The following is a 12,076-nucleotide window of genomic DNA, read 5'->3' as shown; positions in this document are numbered from 1 at the left end:
AGACGGAAGGGTGTGAAGCATGGCGTTCGAGGTCGAAGCAGCGACTCTGCATACCGCCGCGGGTGACGTGCGCTCCACGCGCAGCGATGTCGACGGCGAGCTGAAGAAGCTGTGGAATGTGGTCGACGACCTGGCCATCGCCTGGAAGGGGCAGGCGTCCACCGGCTTCCAGTCGCTGATGCAGCGCTGGAACGAGGACACGGCCAAGCTGCTGACGGCGATGGACAACATCGCCGACCTGCTCGACAAGTCGGGTACGACGCACCAGGTCAACGACGAAGAGCAGCAGCAGATGCTGGACAAGTTCCACTCTGCACTCAACCCGTGATCCGCCGAGACGAGCAGGGGAGGAACTCATGAGCATCAAGGTTGACTACGCGGTCCTCGAGAGCAGCAACCAGCAGATGATGGCCATCTCGAAGACCATCGACGAGAAGCTGGACACGCTGCGTTCGATGCTGTCGAAGCTGCAGTGGGACGGTGAGGACCGTGCCGCTTACGAGCAGCACCAGGCGCAGTGGGACGCCGCCGTCCGGGACATCAACAAGATCCTGAACGACATCGGTGGCGCCGTGGGCATCGCCCGCGAGAACTACGTCAGCACCGAGATGAGCAACGCCAAGGCGTGGAACTGACACAATCGCCGACGCGGCTCCGGTCCGGTTCGACCGGGCCGGAGCCGCGTCGCGTTGTGTGCCGACAGGTCCGGGGAGAATGATGCGTGCGGGTAGTCCTTCACGGCCGAAGCTCAGGCTGGCCGTCGCGGCGTTGGCCGTGGTCGTCGGTGCCGGTTCCGGCCCACTGGCCGCGCCGGCTCCGGCGAGCGCCGACACGGTCCGTGGCCTCCAGTGGTACCTCGACGCGCTGAAGATCCCGCAGGCCCACAAGATCACCAAGGGCAGGGGCGTCACCGTCGCGGTCATCGACACCGGGGTCAACCCCGACCTGCCGGACCTGCGCGGCCAGGTCCTTCCGGGCAAGGGCGTCACGTCCGGCACGGCGGCCGACGGTCGCCGCGACGACGACACCAAGAAGGCCCACGGCTCGGCGATGGCCGGGATCATCGCGTCCCGGGGCGGTGGCGCGATGCGACACCTGGGCATCGCCCCGGAGGCCAAGATCCTGCCCGTCGCGATGGGCAACTCCTTCGACTCGGCAGACCTCTCGGCGGGCATCCGCTGGGCGGCCGACGCCGGCGCCGACGTGATCAACATGTCCGTCGGGACGGGCACGACGGCGACCCCCGACGAGATCGCCGCCGTCCGGTACGCCCTGGACAAGGACGTCGTGCTGATCGCCTCGGCCGGCAACCAGTTGCAGAACGACCGCGTCGTCACCAGCCCGGCGAACATCCCCGGCGTCGTCGCCGTGACCGGGCTGGCGAAGAACGGCGAGTTCTTCGCGCAGAGCGCCACCGGTCGGGAGGCGGTGCTCGCCGCGCCGATGGAGGAGATCATCTCTCCCCGGTCCACCTCGGTCTCGTCCAACGGGTACGGCATCGGCAGCGGCACCAGCGACGCCGCCGCCATCACGTCCGGCGTGGCGGCCCTGGTCCGCGCGAAGTACCCGGACCTCGACGCGGCCAACGTGGTGAACCGGCTGATCCGTACGGCCCGTGACCAGGGCCCGAACGGCCGCGACAGCCAGTACGGGTTCGGCGCGGTCGATCCGGTCGCGGCGCTGACCCGCTCCGTGCCCGCGGTGGACGCGCACCCGTTGCTCGCCGGGGCCCCGAACGGGGCCGACCCGTCCGGGGGCGCGGCGGAGCCGCAGAAGGACGACGGGCCGGCCGTGTCGATCAGCATGAAGAAGGACGCCGGCGCGCTGGTGCAGGGCGCACTCTGCCTGCTCGTGCCCGTCGCGCTGCTGATCCTCGTGATCGTGCTGGTGCGCCGGTCGCGCCGGAAGGCGGCCGGCGCCCGGCCCGGCGGCCCACCCGGTTCCCCGCCGCCCGGCTACCCGCACGCGGCCCCGCCCGGTCACCCGTCGGCCGGGGCTCCGCAGGCAGGGCCGCCCGGCTACCCACCGCCCCCCGGGCATCCGCAGCCTGGCGGGGCGCCCTACGGCAACCCGCAGTTCGGCCCGCCCGGATATCCGCCGCCGCCCGGCGGGGCGCCGGGCATGCCCGCACCGCCCCAGGCGGGACCCCCGCCCGGGTACGGTCCGACGCCCGGCGGAACCCACCCGTACGGCGCGCCGCCGGGACCGCAGGCCGGTGCCTGGCCGCCGCCCGGTGCCGCGCCGACGGCACCCCCACCTCCGCCGGCTTCCGGCGGGCAGCAGCAGTAAGCCACATTGTCAGTCGGCGACGGGGAGGAACCGATGACGGACGACCGCAGGACGGACCAGCCGGACGAGATCCGGGTGGACACCCCATACATGCCCATCACCCCGCTGGCGCCCACCGTGCACATCAGCGGCATCACGATGGACAACGTCAACCGCGCGCAGACCCCCTCCGGGCTCGTGCCGGGGGCGGGCGAGAAGGGCGACAACACGGAGTGGGACGCGTCCAGCCTGGACAGCGCCATCGAGTGGTTGGAGTCGCACGCCTCGTTCCTCAACAAGCAGTCGTACACGATGGTGGAAATCCAGGACAAGATGGGCGGCACGGCGGCGGCGAGCGGCATGAACGGCGTGGGCGGCGGGGCGACGAGCCCGCTCGGCGCCTTCGACCGGGCGGGCGACCTGGCCCGCAAGCACGGCAGCCTCTTCACCACCACGCAGCAGGCTGTCCGCAAGCTCGCCGAGGACCTCTACCAGGCCGCCAACGCGCTGCGCGAGGTCAAGGAGAACTACGAGACGGCGGAGAAGGCCAACGCCATGTCCGCCGCCGAGATGGAGCGCGCGTTCAGCCAGGCCGCCACCAACGGATCCAACGGCTGAACGGGAGGGTGACAGGATGCCGAGCTGGGAAGAGATGTGCCAGCAGATCGTCGTCGCGGGCAGGCCGGGCGACGTCGCCAGCGCAGCGCTGGGCTGGGAGCAGCTGCTCAAGAACCTGAACTCCGTCAAGGAGAGCCTGGAGAAGAACGTCACCGATCTCGGCGAGGTGTGGAAGGGCCCGGCCTACGAGTCCTTCAAGACCCACGTCAAGCAGATCGCCACGGACACGGGCCGGGTCGTCGACGACGCCGAGAAGCACAACGGCATCGTCCAGTCGCTGAAGACCGCCGCCGACAAGCTGAGTGCCGCACAGGCCGACTTCCCCATTCCCGCGAGCTGCGTCAACGACGTCCTGGAGGCGCGGAACGGCCGGCTCGTGATCGACACGGGCCTCTTCGAGATGAAGGTCAAGCCCGATTTCCTGGGCCTGCTCGACCCGCTCACCTCGCTCGCCGACTGGATCAACGACAAGTCCGACGAAGCGGCCAAGGTCTACAACCAGGTCAGCGGCGATTACGTGACCATCGACTCGGGCACGCCCGGCCAGACCACGCCCGGCACGACCCAGTCGCCGAACGTGCAGACCCCGAACCTCGGCAGCGGCCCTGGTGCCGGCCCCACCGGCGGCGTACCCAGCATGGGTGGGATGCCCAAGACCGGCGGGGTGCCGGGCAGCGGGATGCCGCCGCCGGTCACCGGGATCGGCACTCCCGAGACGGGGAATCCCGGCACCGGGTCCACCGTCCACCCCGGCCTGAACAACGGCGGCTACACGCCGGGCACGGGCTACACGCCGAACACCGGCAGCATCGGCGAGAACTACGGCAGCGGTCTGGCCGGTGCCGGCACCCCGAGCGTTTCCGGCCTGGGTGGCGGTGGCGGCCTGCCCGGCACCACCGGGCTCGGCGGCGGCGGAGGCCTCGGCTCCGGTGGCGGCGGGCTGGGTGGTGGCGTGATCCCGGGCGGCGGCTCGTTGGGCCGGCCGGTGAGCCCCAACATGGGTCCGATGATGGGCGGCGGCGCGGCCGGCGCCGGGCGCAACGGCGGCCGGGGCGGCGGCCGGCTCGGCGCGGGTGGCATGTCCCCGATGATGGGCGGCGCGGCCGGTGGTGCCGGCGGCCGTGGCGGCGGCCGCGCGGGTGCCGCCGGTGCGGGCGCCAAGGGCGGCGCGCGGGGCGTCGGTGGCATGGCCGGCATGGGTGGCGCCGGCTACGGCGAGGAGGAGACCGCTCGCAACACCTGGCTGGAGGAGGACGAGGACATCTGGGGTGCCGACGGCGGCGGTACGCCGGGCATCCTGCGCTGACTCCGAGGCGCCGAGCGCCGTCCACCGCACCGGTGGGCGGCGCTCGCTGCTGTCAGCCGGTCGTGGCGTCCGCTCCGGTGGCGCCGGGCAGGTTGGCCTGGCCGACGGTGGACGGGCGACGTCCCGGGCGCCAGCCCCGGCGTCGTCCGCGGAGCAGGATCGGCTTGACCGACAGCAGCAGCCCGGTGACGAGGGCGCCGACGGCCGCGACCCAGACCGCGACGGTGCCCTGCCAGGCGAGCGGGTCGGCGGTGGAGGGCGGCGGGGGCATTGCCCCGGCCGGCGGGTCGGTACGGGTGCCGAGCAGGCTGGCCACCGCCCGGTACGGATTCACCACCCCGTGGCCGACCTCGGGGTTCTTGCCCTCGGGCGGGCTGTCGGCCGTCCGGATCAGCCGGTCGGCGACCTGCTCCGGGCCGAGGTCGGGGTGGGCGGCCCGGACCAGCGCAGCCACCCCGGAGACGTACGCGGCGGCGAAGCTGGTGCCGCCCTGCGGCTCGGCGAGATAGCCCTCGCCCCCGGGGGCGGGACCGAGGATGTTCAGTCCGGGCGCGGCGAGATCGACGTAGTCCCCGCTCACGGAGCTGCCCACGTGGCCGCCCTCCTCGTCCACCCCGGCGACGGCGATCACCCCCGGGTAGGCGGCCGGGAACGCGGGCATGTCCTGCTGGTTCTCCTGCCGGTTGCCGGCGGCGGCCACCACGACCACTCCCTCGTCGAGGGCGTAGCGGACGGCGTCGGCGAGATCCTTCCGGTCCAGGGTCACCAGCGAAAGGTTGATCACGTCGGCGCCGTTCTGCACCGACCACCGGATCGCCGAGGCGATCTGCCCGGGCAGTCCCTCGTCGACGGTGGTTCTGGTGTCGGGCAGGACGCGTACCGGAAGGATCCTGGCCTGCGGCGCGATGCCGCTGAACGACGTGCCGGTGCCCTCCTTGCCGGCGATGATGCCGGCGACGATGGTGCCGTGGCCGGCGAGGTCGCAGCGGCCCTCCTGCTGCGGTAGGCCGTTGAAGTCCCGCCCCACCCGGACCTGGCCCTTCAGCACGGGATGGCTGGCGGAGACGCCGGAGTCGATGACCGCGACCGTGACGCCGGCGCCCCGGGAGATCCGCCAGGCCGACGAGGGTTCGAGTCTGCGCAGCGGCCACGGCGTCTCGGCGGGGGCGGCGGTGCCGGGGGGCCCGCAGCGGGGGACCGCCGCCGAGGCGGATGGCGGGGCGACGACGACGGTGCCGAGCAGGATCGCTGCCGCTCCACACAGGAGCGCGCGGGCACCGCGCCCGGTTCGGCGGGCCGGCCCGGTCCCGCCCGGTCGGAAACTCTCGCGCACGCGGTGAGATTACCGCCGCGGGCCGGAGTCCCGTGCCGCCGCCTCCGGCGACAGCGGCCGGTCGGCGTACGGGCGGATCCGCCGTCAGGTGCGTTCGGTGGCCTCCGCCGGCTCCCGCTCGTCGGTGAAGAGGGCGAGCAGGTCGCCGACCTGCCGGTCCGCTTCGGCGGGGTGCCGGAACCGGCCGGCGGGGTTCAGCGTGTACTCGTTGCGCCGGCCCACCCGGGTGCGGTAGAGGTAGCCGCCGGCTTCCAGGTCGGCGACGATCGCCTGGGCGGCCCGCTCGGTGACGCCCACCTCGTCGGCGACGTCGCGGAGCCGGGCGGTGGGGTTGCGGGCGATGGCGAGCAGCACGTGCCCGTGGTTGGTGAGGAACGTCCAGTTGCGGGTGCTCCCGGTCTCCCCTGTCGTCGCCATGTCCGCCATCGTATGGCCCCCGCTTCGTGTTTTGCTCCGTACCCTCGCGTCCGGCGGGTGCGCGAGGGGCGAGAGTCGCCGCAGGGGGAGCCGCCGACATATGAAATGCATATCACGCATCCCTTGACGTACCTTGCGCTGCGTGTGACCGTGGTGGCAGCCCGCGTCCAGCGTCGGCCCGGGTGACCAGGCTGTTCACGCGAGGAGCGAGGTGGGGATGAGCCGTCCCGGATCGCCAGGCACCCGACCAGGCCCGGAGCTGACGCTCCCGGCACCGACGACGGGCGCCCCGCTCGACGTCGGCACCGCGCCGGCCCCCACGAACCCCGAGCAGGCGCTCGCCGAGCTGCACGCCGGCAACCGGCGGTTCGTGACCGGGACCCCGCGTCACCCGAACCAGGACGCCGGGCACCGCGCCGCGGTCGCCGACGGGCAGCACCCCTTCGCGGTGATCGTCGGCTGCTCCGACTCCCGGCTCGCCGCCGAGATCATCTTCGATCGGGGCCTGGGCGACCTCTTCGTCGTCCGCACCGCCGGGCACACCATCGGCCCCGAGGTGCTGGGCAGCGTGGAGTACGCCGTCACGGTCCTGGGCACGCCGCTGATCGTGGTGCTCGGGCACGACTCCTGCGGGGCCGTCCAGGCGGCGCGTGCGGCGGACGCCACCGGCACCCCACCGGCGGGCCACCTGTGCGCGGTGGTGGACGCCGTGGTGCCCAGCCTGCGCCGGGCCGCCGCCGAGGGCGTGGAGGACATCGACGGGATCGTCGACATCCACATCGCGTACACCGTCGAGGCCATGCTGGGCCGCTCCGCCGTGCTCGCCGCCGAGGTGGCCGCCGGCCGCTGCGGGGTGGTCGGCATGTCGTACCGGCTGACCGCCGGCGAGGTGCGGACGGTGGCCGCGGTGCCCGCCCTCGCGGTCGACGCGCCGGAGCCGGCGGCCAGCGTCGCGCTCGCCTGACTGCGGTCCCACCCGATGACACAGGGCCGCTCCCGCGTCCGGCGGGGGCGGCCCTGTGCGTGGCCCGAGGGCGCTGCTAGAGCAGTGACACGTGTACGTGGTCCGTGTGGTTCGACGGGCCGCTGTAGGACTTCCAGCCGGTCGCCGGGAACCAGATCTGCCTGTTCCAGATCACGTAGTAGATGCCGAGCCGGTCGGCGTTGCGGACCAGGAACGCGGTCAGGTTGTTGCCGTACATGTAGGTGTCGTCGTTGTGCCAGGGGGAGAAGCCACTGCGTTGCAGCGACCAGTCGCAGGCCCGGCCCTTCGGATGCTCGTACGGGCCGCCGGAGCGGTAGCAGCCGACGAACCGGTTGAAGCCGGCCCGCTTGACCTCCTTGTACATGTGCAGCGTGCGCGCGGTGATGCAGCCGGAGGTGGTGGGGTCGTCCTCGGTGCAGGACAGGGGCTTCCAGTCGCCGTCGGCGGTACGACCCGGCGCGATCTTCGCCACCGGCGAGGTGGCGACCACCTTGCCGCCGGTCAGCCCTCTGCCGCCGACCAGGGCGAGCGCCTTCTCCGCCTCCTTCTTGCCGCGGGCCATCTCGTTCGTCAGCCGCTGCTGCTCGCGCACCTCGGCGTCGAGCGCCAGCTTCGCCTGCTCGGCGCGGTCCTTGACCGCGTTCACCTCGGCGAGCTTCTTGGAGTTGACCAGGTTGAGTTCGTCGAGCGCGGCGGCGCGTTGGACGAACGAGTCGGGGCTGGCGGTGTCCAGCAGCATCGACACCGCCCCGATCCGCCCCGTCCGGTAGGACTGGGCGGCGATCTGGCTGACCTGCGGGGCCAGCGCGTTCAGCTCGGCCTGCGCGCGGTCGACCTCCAGGGCGAGTTCGAGCTGGCGCTTCTTCGACTTCGCCAGCTTCGCCTTGGCCTGGACGTAGGACCGGTTGCGGGCCTCGATCAGGTCGTCGAGCAGCTTGGGCTCGTCGTCCCCGTGCCCGGAGGGCGTGGGCGGGGTGGGTGCGGCCACCGCCGGAACAGGGCCGGCGAGGACCGCCAGCGCGGCGAGTACGGCCACCACAGGCGTCAGCCAGCGGCGTAGGGGTGCCGTCACAGTTTTCCCTTCCGTCGACCGCCGACCGGGTTAGCTGACGGGTTCGGGGCGGAAGTGGCCCCTACCGCTGTCGCGGATTCACCCCACGTGCCTGGTTCCCCGGCTCGCCTGGCGGCGATTGGGCGGCGGCACCGCAGGCGCCGCTGCGCGCCTTCAATGGTGACCGGCAGCGAGGTTACCCGAGAGCACTCCCGGGGATCTACGTCCCTAAGCCGACTAAATGCGTTATTTCGTAATGGCACACGGTGACCAGTGACGCGTTTATCAGGCCGGACGCCCCGGTCGGTCACGCTGCGGAGTTTCACCATGCGGTGTCCGTACTCCTGTCCCGGCCGGACCATCCGGTGGGAGCGGCGGACGGCGTTTCCCCGCGCGGCCCGCCGAGGGCCTCCAGCGCCTCGGACCGGTCGGTCGCCGGCCGGGGCGTCGGCGCGGTCGCGGCGCGGTCGGCGGTGTCCCCGCCGCGACGGCCGGCCGTGGTCACCAGGGCCGCCAGCCCGGTGGTCAGTGGCACGGCGGCGATCAGACCCAGGGTGGCGACCGCGCTGCGGACGATCTCCTGGGCGAGGAACTCGCTGGTGAGCAGCTGGGTCACCGCCCGCGAGTCGGCCGTCAGCAGGAGCAGCACCGGCAGCGAGGCGCCGGCGTACGCCAGCACGATGGTGTTCACCGTCGAGGCGATGTGCGCCCGGCCGACCCGGGTCGCCGCCCGGTAAAGCTGCGTCCGGGACAGCCCGGGGTTGGCGTGCGCCAGTTCGGTGACCGTGGCGGCCTGGGTCACCGTGACGTCGTCCAGCACGCCGAGGGAGCCGATGATGATCCCGGCCAGCAGCAGGCCGTGCAGGTCGACGTCGGCCTGGTACATCGACAGCGTGGTGGCGTCCTCGGAACCGAACCCGGTCAGGTGGGTCGCGGCGGTGGCGATGGTGCCGAGGACGCCGGTCAGCACCAGGCTGCCCAACGTGCCGAGTACGGCCACCGAGGTCTGGGCGGTCACGCCGTGGGTCAGGTAGAGCACCACGAACATGATCAGGGCGGCGCCGACGACCGCGACCAGCAGCGGCGGGCTCCCGGCGCTGATCCCGGGCAGCACGAAGGTCAGCAGGATGGCGAAGCTCGCCGCCAGGCCGGCCAGCGCGGCCAGCCCGCGCCACCGCCCGAAGGCGACGATGGCGGCCGCGAAGAGCGCCACCAGCCAGATCAGCGGCTTTCCGCGCTGGTGTTCGGCGATGTTGTAGGCGCTGGCCGTGGGGTCGGCGGGGTCGGTGAGCTCGACCAGGATGATCTCGTCGTCGACGGCGACGGTCGGTGCGCCGGGCCCGGCCGGAATCGGTGTCTGCACCTGCTGGCCGGCGTCGGGGCCGTCCTCCACCCGTACGGTCACCGTGCCGCAGGGGCCCGGTGCCTCCCCCGGGCCTCCCTCCGGGGTCTCCAGGGCCGGCGGGCACGGCTCCGTCACCACCCGCGTGACGGTGCCGTGGTAGCGGGGCGTGTCGGTGCCGGCCACGGGATCGGGCGTGTCCCGTGGCCACAGCACCAGGGCCGCGATCAACGTGGCGACGAAGAGGGGCACCACGGTCGCGAAGAGGACCCGCCGTACGCCCGGCGGGGCGGACGGAGCGGGACGGGTGTGGTCGGCGCCCATCGAGTGTCTCCCAACGAATCCAGGGCGTGGTACGGGCCGGCGGGCCGGTCGGTTCAGCCTCGCCACGCGGCTGGGACGGGGGACCATCCCCACGTGGCGGTGCGGTCACGTACCCCGGTCGTCGGCCCCCGCCCGGCGGCGGGTGCTCGGTGCCACCGCCCGGCGGGGGACGCGGTGCGGGCGGTGCGGAGTCCGGATGGCCACCGGCCGAATGGTAGCCACCCCCGCACCGGCGCGCAGGTCGTGCGGGCGGTGTCGCGACGCGGACCTCAGTCGGGCATCGATGCGGGGACGCCGCGGGTTGGTACCCGTGCGGAGCGGGTCGACGCGCTAGCGTGACGGTTGTGCGGACGACGGTGACGGCGACGCGGGGCGCGCGGCTCCTGCTGCTCGTCGGCACGCTGCTCGGGCTGGCCGCCATGCACACGATCGGTCACGACTCGCACCCGACCGGCCATGCCCCCGCCCCGTCGGGGCACGCCGCCGCCGTGCCCGCCCCGCACGCGGCCCTCGCGCCCGTCCAGCAGATGGTGCTCGCGCCCGCCCCGCACGCGGCCCTCGCGCCCGTCCCGCACGCCGACGGTGCGCTCGCGCCGCCCCCGCAGGACGTCGCCCTCCACGCCGGCGGGGCGGCTCTCCATGCCGTAGGAGCGGCCCTCGGGGCCGTCGTGGACTGCCCCGGTGGCTGCGCGGCAGGACAGCTCCTGCCGTCCGGCGGTGCGGGGGGAGAGCTGCCCGGGTGGGGAGTGTGCCTGGCCGTGCTGGGCGCGTTCGCGGCCTCGCTGCTGTTGCTGGCGGCGCTCCTGTCGGCCCGCGTACGCGCTGTCGGCCCGGTGGGGGGCGGTCCGGTCGGCTGCGTCCCGCCGCCCCGGGCCCCACCACCCCGGCCGGTCGGTCTGCGGCTCGCCACGGTCTCGGTGCTGCGCAGGTAGGACGCGTTCGACGCGGGTGCGGCTCACGCCGTTCCGCGTCCTCGTCGTGCCGCCTACGTTCCGACACCGAAAGGCTCAGACATGACCACTCGTACCCTCGCGCGCCGTGCCGCCCTGGCCGGCGTCGCCGTCACCGCCGCTCTCGCCCTGGCCGCCTGCGGCGGCGACGACCACCCGTCCCCGGGCGCGGGACACGGCACCCCCGGCACCGGCGGGCCGGCGGCCACCGCCACCGGCGCGACGGCGTTCGGCGACGCCGACGCGATGTTCGCCCAGATGATGATTCCGCACCACCGGCAGGCGGTGGAGATGGCCGACCTGGCGGCGACGCGGGCGGCGGACCCGGAGGTCAAGCGGCTCGCCGCCGAGATCAAGGCGGCCCAGGCGCCCGAGATCGCCACCATGAGCGGCTGGCTGGCGGCCTGGGGACGGCCGGTGCCGACGCCGGGTGAGATGCCGCACATGGACCACGGCATGCCCGGCATGATGTCCGACGCCGACATGACGAAGCTGGCGGCCGCCGCCGGCCGGGAGTTCGACCGGCAGTTCCTGACCATGATGATCGCCCACCACGAGGGCGCGGTCACGATGGCCCGCGACGAGCTGGCCCGGGGCGTGCACGCGGAGGCCAAGGCTCTGGCCCAGCAGATCGTCAGCACCCAGCAGGCGGAGATCGACACGATGCGGAAGATCCTCGGCCGGTTCTGATCCGCTCGCCCCGGCGTCTCCCATCGGGGGCGCCGGGGCGCCACGGGCGCGCAGCCTGCCGGGAGGAGACCGGCGTGCGGACCCGGTGCGCCGACGGCGGAAGGAGCTGCCGGCGGCTCAGCCGCGCTTCATCAGGCGGCCGACGGCGGCCATCATCTCGGTGGCCATCTCCTCGGCCCGGCCCTCGGCCGCGCCCTCGTGCATGCAGTGCCGCGCGTGCCCGTCGAGCAGGCCGAGCGCGACCTTGTCCAGGGCGGCCTGGATGGCGGAGATCTGGGTGAGCACGTCGATGCAGTAGCGGTCGTCGTCGACCATCTTCTCGATGCCGCGGACCTGCCCCTCGACGCGACGCAGCCGCGCGAGCAGCTGGTCCTTGGTGGCGGTGTATCCCCTGGTCGGGGTGGGCGTCGGTGTGGTCATGACGTCGAGGATAACGTACCCCTCGGGGGTATGGTACGGTCCTTCGTGTCCGGGATACCCCCACCGGGTACCGGTAATCGGCAGTAGGCGTGGTTCGCCTCCGCACTACCCCCTGGGGGTATAGGCTGGAGGCGTCGAGAGGAGAGTCCGATGATCACCACCACGTACCAGGTGCAGGGCATGACCTGCGGGCACTGCGCCTCCGCGGTCAGCAAGGAGGTCGGCGCGATCCAGGGCGTCAGCGACGTCCAGGTCGACGTCGCGGCCGGTCGGGTCACCGTCACCAGCGAGGGCCCGTTGGAAACCGACACCGTGCGCTCCGCCGTCGACGAGGCCGGCTACGACCTCGTCGGCGCCTGACGGCGGGCACGG

Annotated in this window: 14 protein-coding genes and 1 riboswitch; of the genes, 9 read left to right on the top strand and 5 right to left on the bottom strand. The window is 73.3% G+C overall.

The window, feature by feature from the left end; translation table 11 throughout:
• Positions 1 to 19: 19 nt before the first annotated feature.
• From ACGFIG_RS08675 to ACGFIG_RS08655, 5 genes are all read left to right on the top strand, one after another.
• The gene (locus tag ACGFIG_RS08675) at positions 20 to 328 is read left to right on the top strand and encodes a WXG100 family type VII secretion target (RefSeq protein ID WP_101413904.1); all 309 of its coding nucleotides are present in this window, start codon (positions 20 to 22) and stop codon (positions 326 to 328) included.
• 28 nt (positions 329 to 356) lie between these two features.
• Positions 357 to 635, top strand: a complete 279-nt coding sequence (locus ACGFIG_RS08670) for a WXG100 family type VII secretion target (protein ID WP_101413905.1) — start codon at positions 357 to 359, stop codon at positions 633 to 635.
• A gap of 82 nt (positions 636 to 717) precedes the next feature.
• Positions 718 to 2,289: a S8 family serine peptidase gene (locus ACGFIG_RS08665; protein ID WP_393000620.1), complete on the top strand. Its 1,572-nt coding sequence runs from the start codon at positions 718 to 720 to the stop codon at positions 2,287 to 2,289.
• 33 nt (positions 2,290 to 2,322) lie between these two features.
• On the top strand, positions 2,323 to 2,886 hold the full coding sequence (locus ACGFIG_RS08660) for a hypothetical protein (protein ID WP_393000618.1): 564 nt from the start codon (positions 2,323 to 2,325) through the stop codon (positions 2,884 to 2,886).
• 16 nt (positions 2,887 to 2,902) lie between these two features.
• Entirely contained in the window at positions 2,903 to 4,192 is a 1,290-nt protein-coding gene (locus ACGFIG_RS08655) for a hypothetical protein (RefSeq protein WP_393000616.1), read from the top strand.
• Positions 4,193 to 4,244: 52 nt separating this feature from the next.
• Here ACGFIG_RS08655 and mycP read toward each other — a convergent pair whose 3' ends face one another.
• Together mycP and ACGFIG_RS08645 are read right to left on the bottom strand one after the other, a co-directional pair.
• Positions 4,245 to 5,525, bottom strand: a complete 1,281-nt coding sequence (gene mycP, locus ACGFIG_RS08650; RefSeq protein ID WP_393000614.1) for a type VII secretion-associated serine protease mycosin — start codon at positions 5,523 to 5,525, stop codon at positions 4,245 to 4,247.
• Positions 5,526 to 5,609: 84 nt separating this feature from the next.
• Entirely contained in the window at positions 5,610 to 5,951 is a 342-nt protein-coding gene (locus ACGFIG_RS08645; RefSeq protein WP_393000612.1) for a helix-turn-helix transcriptional regulator, read from the bottom strand.
• A gap of 208 nt (positions 5,952 to 6,159) precedes the next feature.
• Here ACGFIG_RS08645 and ACGFIG_RS08640 point away from each other — a divergent pair, with 208 nt between their 5' ends.
• Positions 6,160 to 6,906 (top strand): carbonic anhydrase, encoded by a 747-nt coding sequence (locus ACGFIG_RS08640; RefSeq protein WP_393000610.1) that lies wholly within the window; start codon positions 6,160 to 6,162, stop codon positions 6,904 to 6,906.
• A 76-nt stretch (positions 6,907 to 6,982) separates the two neighbouring features.
• Here ACGFIG_RS08640 and ACGFIG_RS08635 read toward each other — a convergent pair whose 3' ends face one another.
• Both ACGFIG_RS08635 and ACGFIG_RS08630 read right to left on the bottom strand, forming a co-directional pair.
• Complete coding sequence (locus tag ACGFIG_RS08635; RefSeq protein WP_393000608.1) at positions 6,983 to 7,999, bottom strand: coiled-coil domain-containing protein; 1,017 nt, start codon at positions 7,997 to 7,999, stop codon at positions 6,983 to 6,985.
• Positions 8,000 to 8,002: 3 nt separating this feature from the next.
• Positions 8,003 to 8,134, bottom strand: a riboswitch (cyclic di-AMP (ydaO/yuaA leader).
• 166 nt (positions 8,135 to 8,300) lie between these two features.
• Positions 8,301 to 9,644: a YibE/F family protein gene (locus tag ACGFIG_RS08630; protein ID WP_393000606.1), complete on the bottom strand. Its 1,344-nt coding sequence runs from the start codon at positions 9,642 to 9,644 to the stop codon at positions 8,301 to 8,303.
• A gap of 344 nt (positions 9,645 to 9,988) precedes the next feature.
• On the opposite strand from ACGFIG_RS08630, the gene ACGFIG_RS08625 reads away from it, so the two are divergent.
• A complete protein-coding gene (locus tag ACGFIG_RS08625) occupies positions 9,989 to 10,576 on the top strand; it encodes a hypothetical protein (protein ID WP_393000604.1) in 588 nt (195 codons plus the stop codon).
• Between the two features lie 81 nt (positions 10,577 to 10,657).
• The gene (locus ACGFIG_RS08620) at positions 10,658 to 11,284 is read left to right on the top strand and encodes a DUF305 domain-containing protein (protein ID WP_393000602.1); all 627 of its coding nucleotides are present in this window, start codon (positions 10,658 to 10,660) and stop codon (positions 11,282 to 11,284) included.
• 117 nt (positions 11,285 to 11,401) lie between these two features.
• Here ACGFIG_RS08620 and ACGFIG_RS08615 read toward each other — a convergent pair whose 3' ends face one another.
• Positions 11,402 to 11,704, bottom strand: a complete 303-nt coding sequence (locus ACGFIG_RS08615) for a metal-sensitive transcriptional regulator (protein WP_393000600.1) — start codon at positions 11,702 to 11,704, stop codon at positions 11,402 to 11,404.
• 150 nt (positions 11,705 to 11,854) lie between these two features.
• On the opposite strand from ACGFIG_RS08615, the gene ACGFIG_RS08610 reads away from it, so the two are divergent.
• Positions 11,855 to 12,064: a heavy-metal-associated domain-containing protein gene (locus tag ACGFIG_RS08610; RefSeq protein WP_393000598.1), complete on the top strand. Its 210-nt coding sequence runs from the start codon at positions 11,855 to 11,857 to the stop codon at positions 12,062 to 12,064.
• Positions 12,065 to 12,076: the final 12 nt, after the last annotated feature.

The sequence above is a fragment of the Micromonospora sp. NPDC049048 genome (assembly GCF_043197615.1).
Taxonomy (GTDB): Bacteria; Actinomycetota; Actinomycetes; order Mycobacteriales; family Micromonosporaceae; genus Micromonospora.
This window is presented reverse-complemented; position numbering and strand designations above follow the sequence as displayed.

Coding starts and splice junctions, on each gene's coding strand:
- ACGFIG_RS08615 (WP_393000600.1), bottom strand. CDS start 11,704: ATGACCACACCGACGCCCACCCCGACCAGGGGATACACCGCCACCAAG.
- ACGFIG_RS08655 (WP_393000616.1), top strand. CDS start 2,903: ATGCCGAGCTGGGAAGAGATGTGCCAGCAGATCGTCGTCGCGGGCAGG.
- ACGFIG_RS08645 (WP_393000612.1), bottom strand. CDS start 5,951: ATGGCGGACATGGCGACGACAGGGGAGACCGGGAGCACCCGCAACTGG.
- ACGFIG_RS08610 (WP_393000598.1), top strand. CDS start 11,855: ATGATCACCACCACGTACCAGGTGCAGGGCATGACCTGCGGGCACTGC.
- ACGFIG_RS08660 (WP_393000618.1), top strand. CDS start 2,323: ATGACGGACGACCGCAGGACGGACCAGCCGGACGAGATCCGGGTGGAC.
- ACGFIG_RS08670 (WP_101413905.1), top strand. CDS start 357: ATGAGCATCAAGGTTGACTACGCGGTCCTCGAGAGCAGCAACCAGCAG.
- ACGFIG_RS08665 (WP_393000620.1), top strand. CDS start 718: ATGCGTGCGGGTAGTCCTTCACGGCCGAAGCTCAGGCTGGCCGTCGCG.
- ACGFIG_RS08640 (WP_393000610.1), top strand. CDS start 6,160: ATGAGCCGTCCCGGATCGCCAGGCACCCGACCAGGCCCGGAGCTGACG.
- ACGFIG_RS08675 (WP_101413904.1), top strand. CDS start 20: ATGGCGTTCGAGGTCGAAGCAGCGACTCTGCATACCGCCGCGGGTGAC.
- ACGFIG_RS08630 (WP_393000606.1), bottom strand. CDS start 9,644: ATGGGCGCCGACCACACCCGTCCCGCTCCGTCCGCCCCGCCGGGCGTA.
- ACGFIG_RS08620 (WP_393000602.1), top strand. CDS start 10,658: ATGACCACTCGTACCCTCGCGCGCCGTGCCGCCCTGGCCGGCGTCGCC.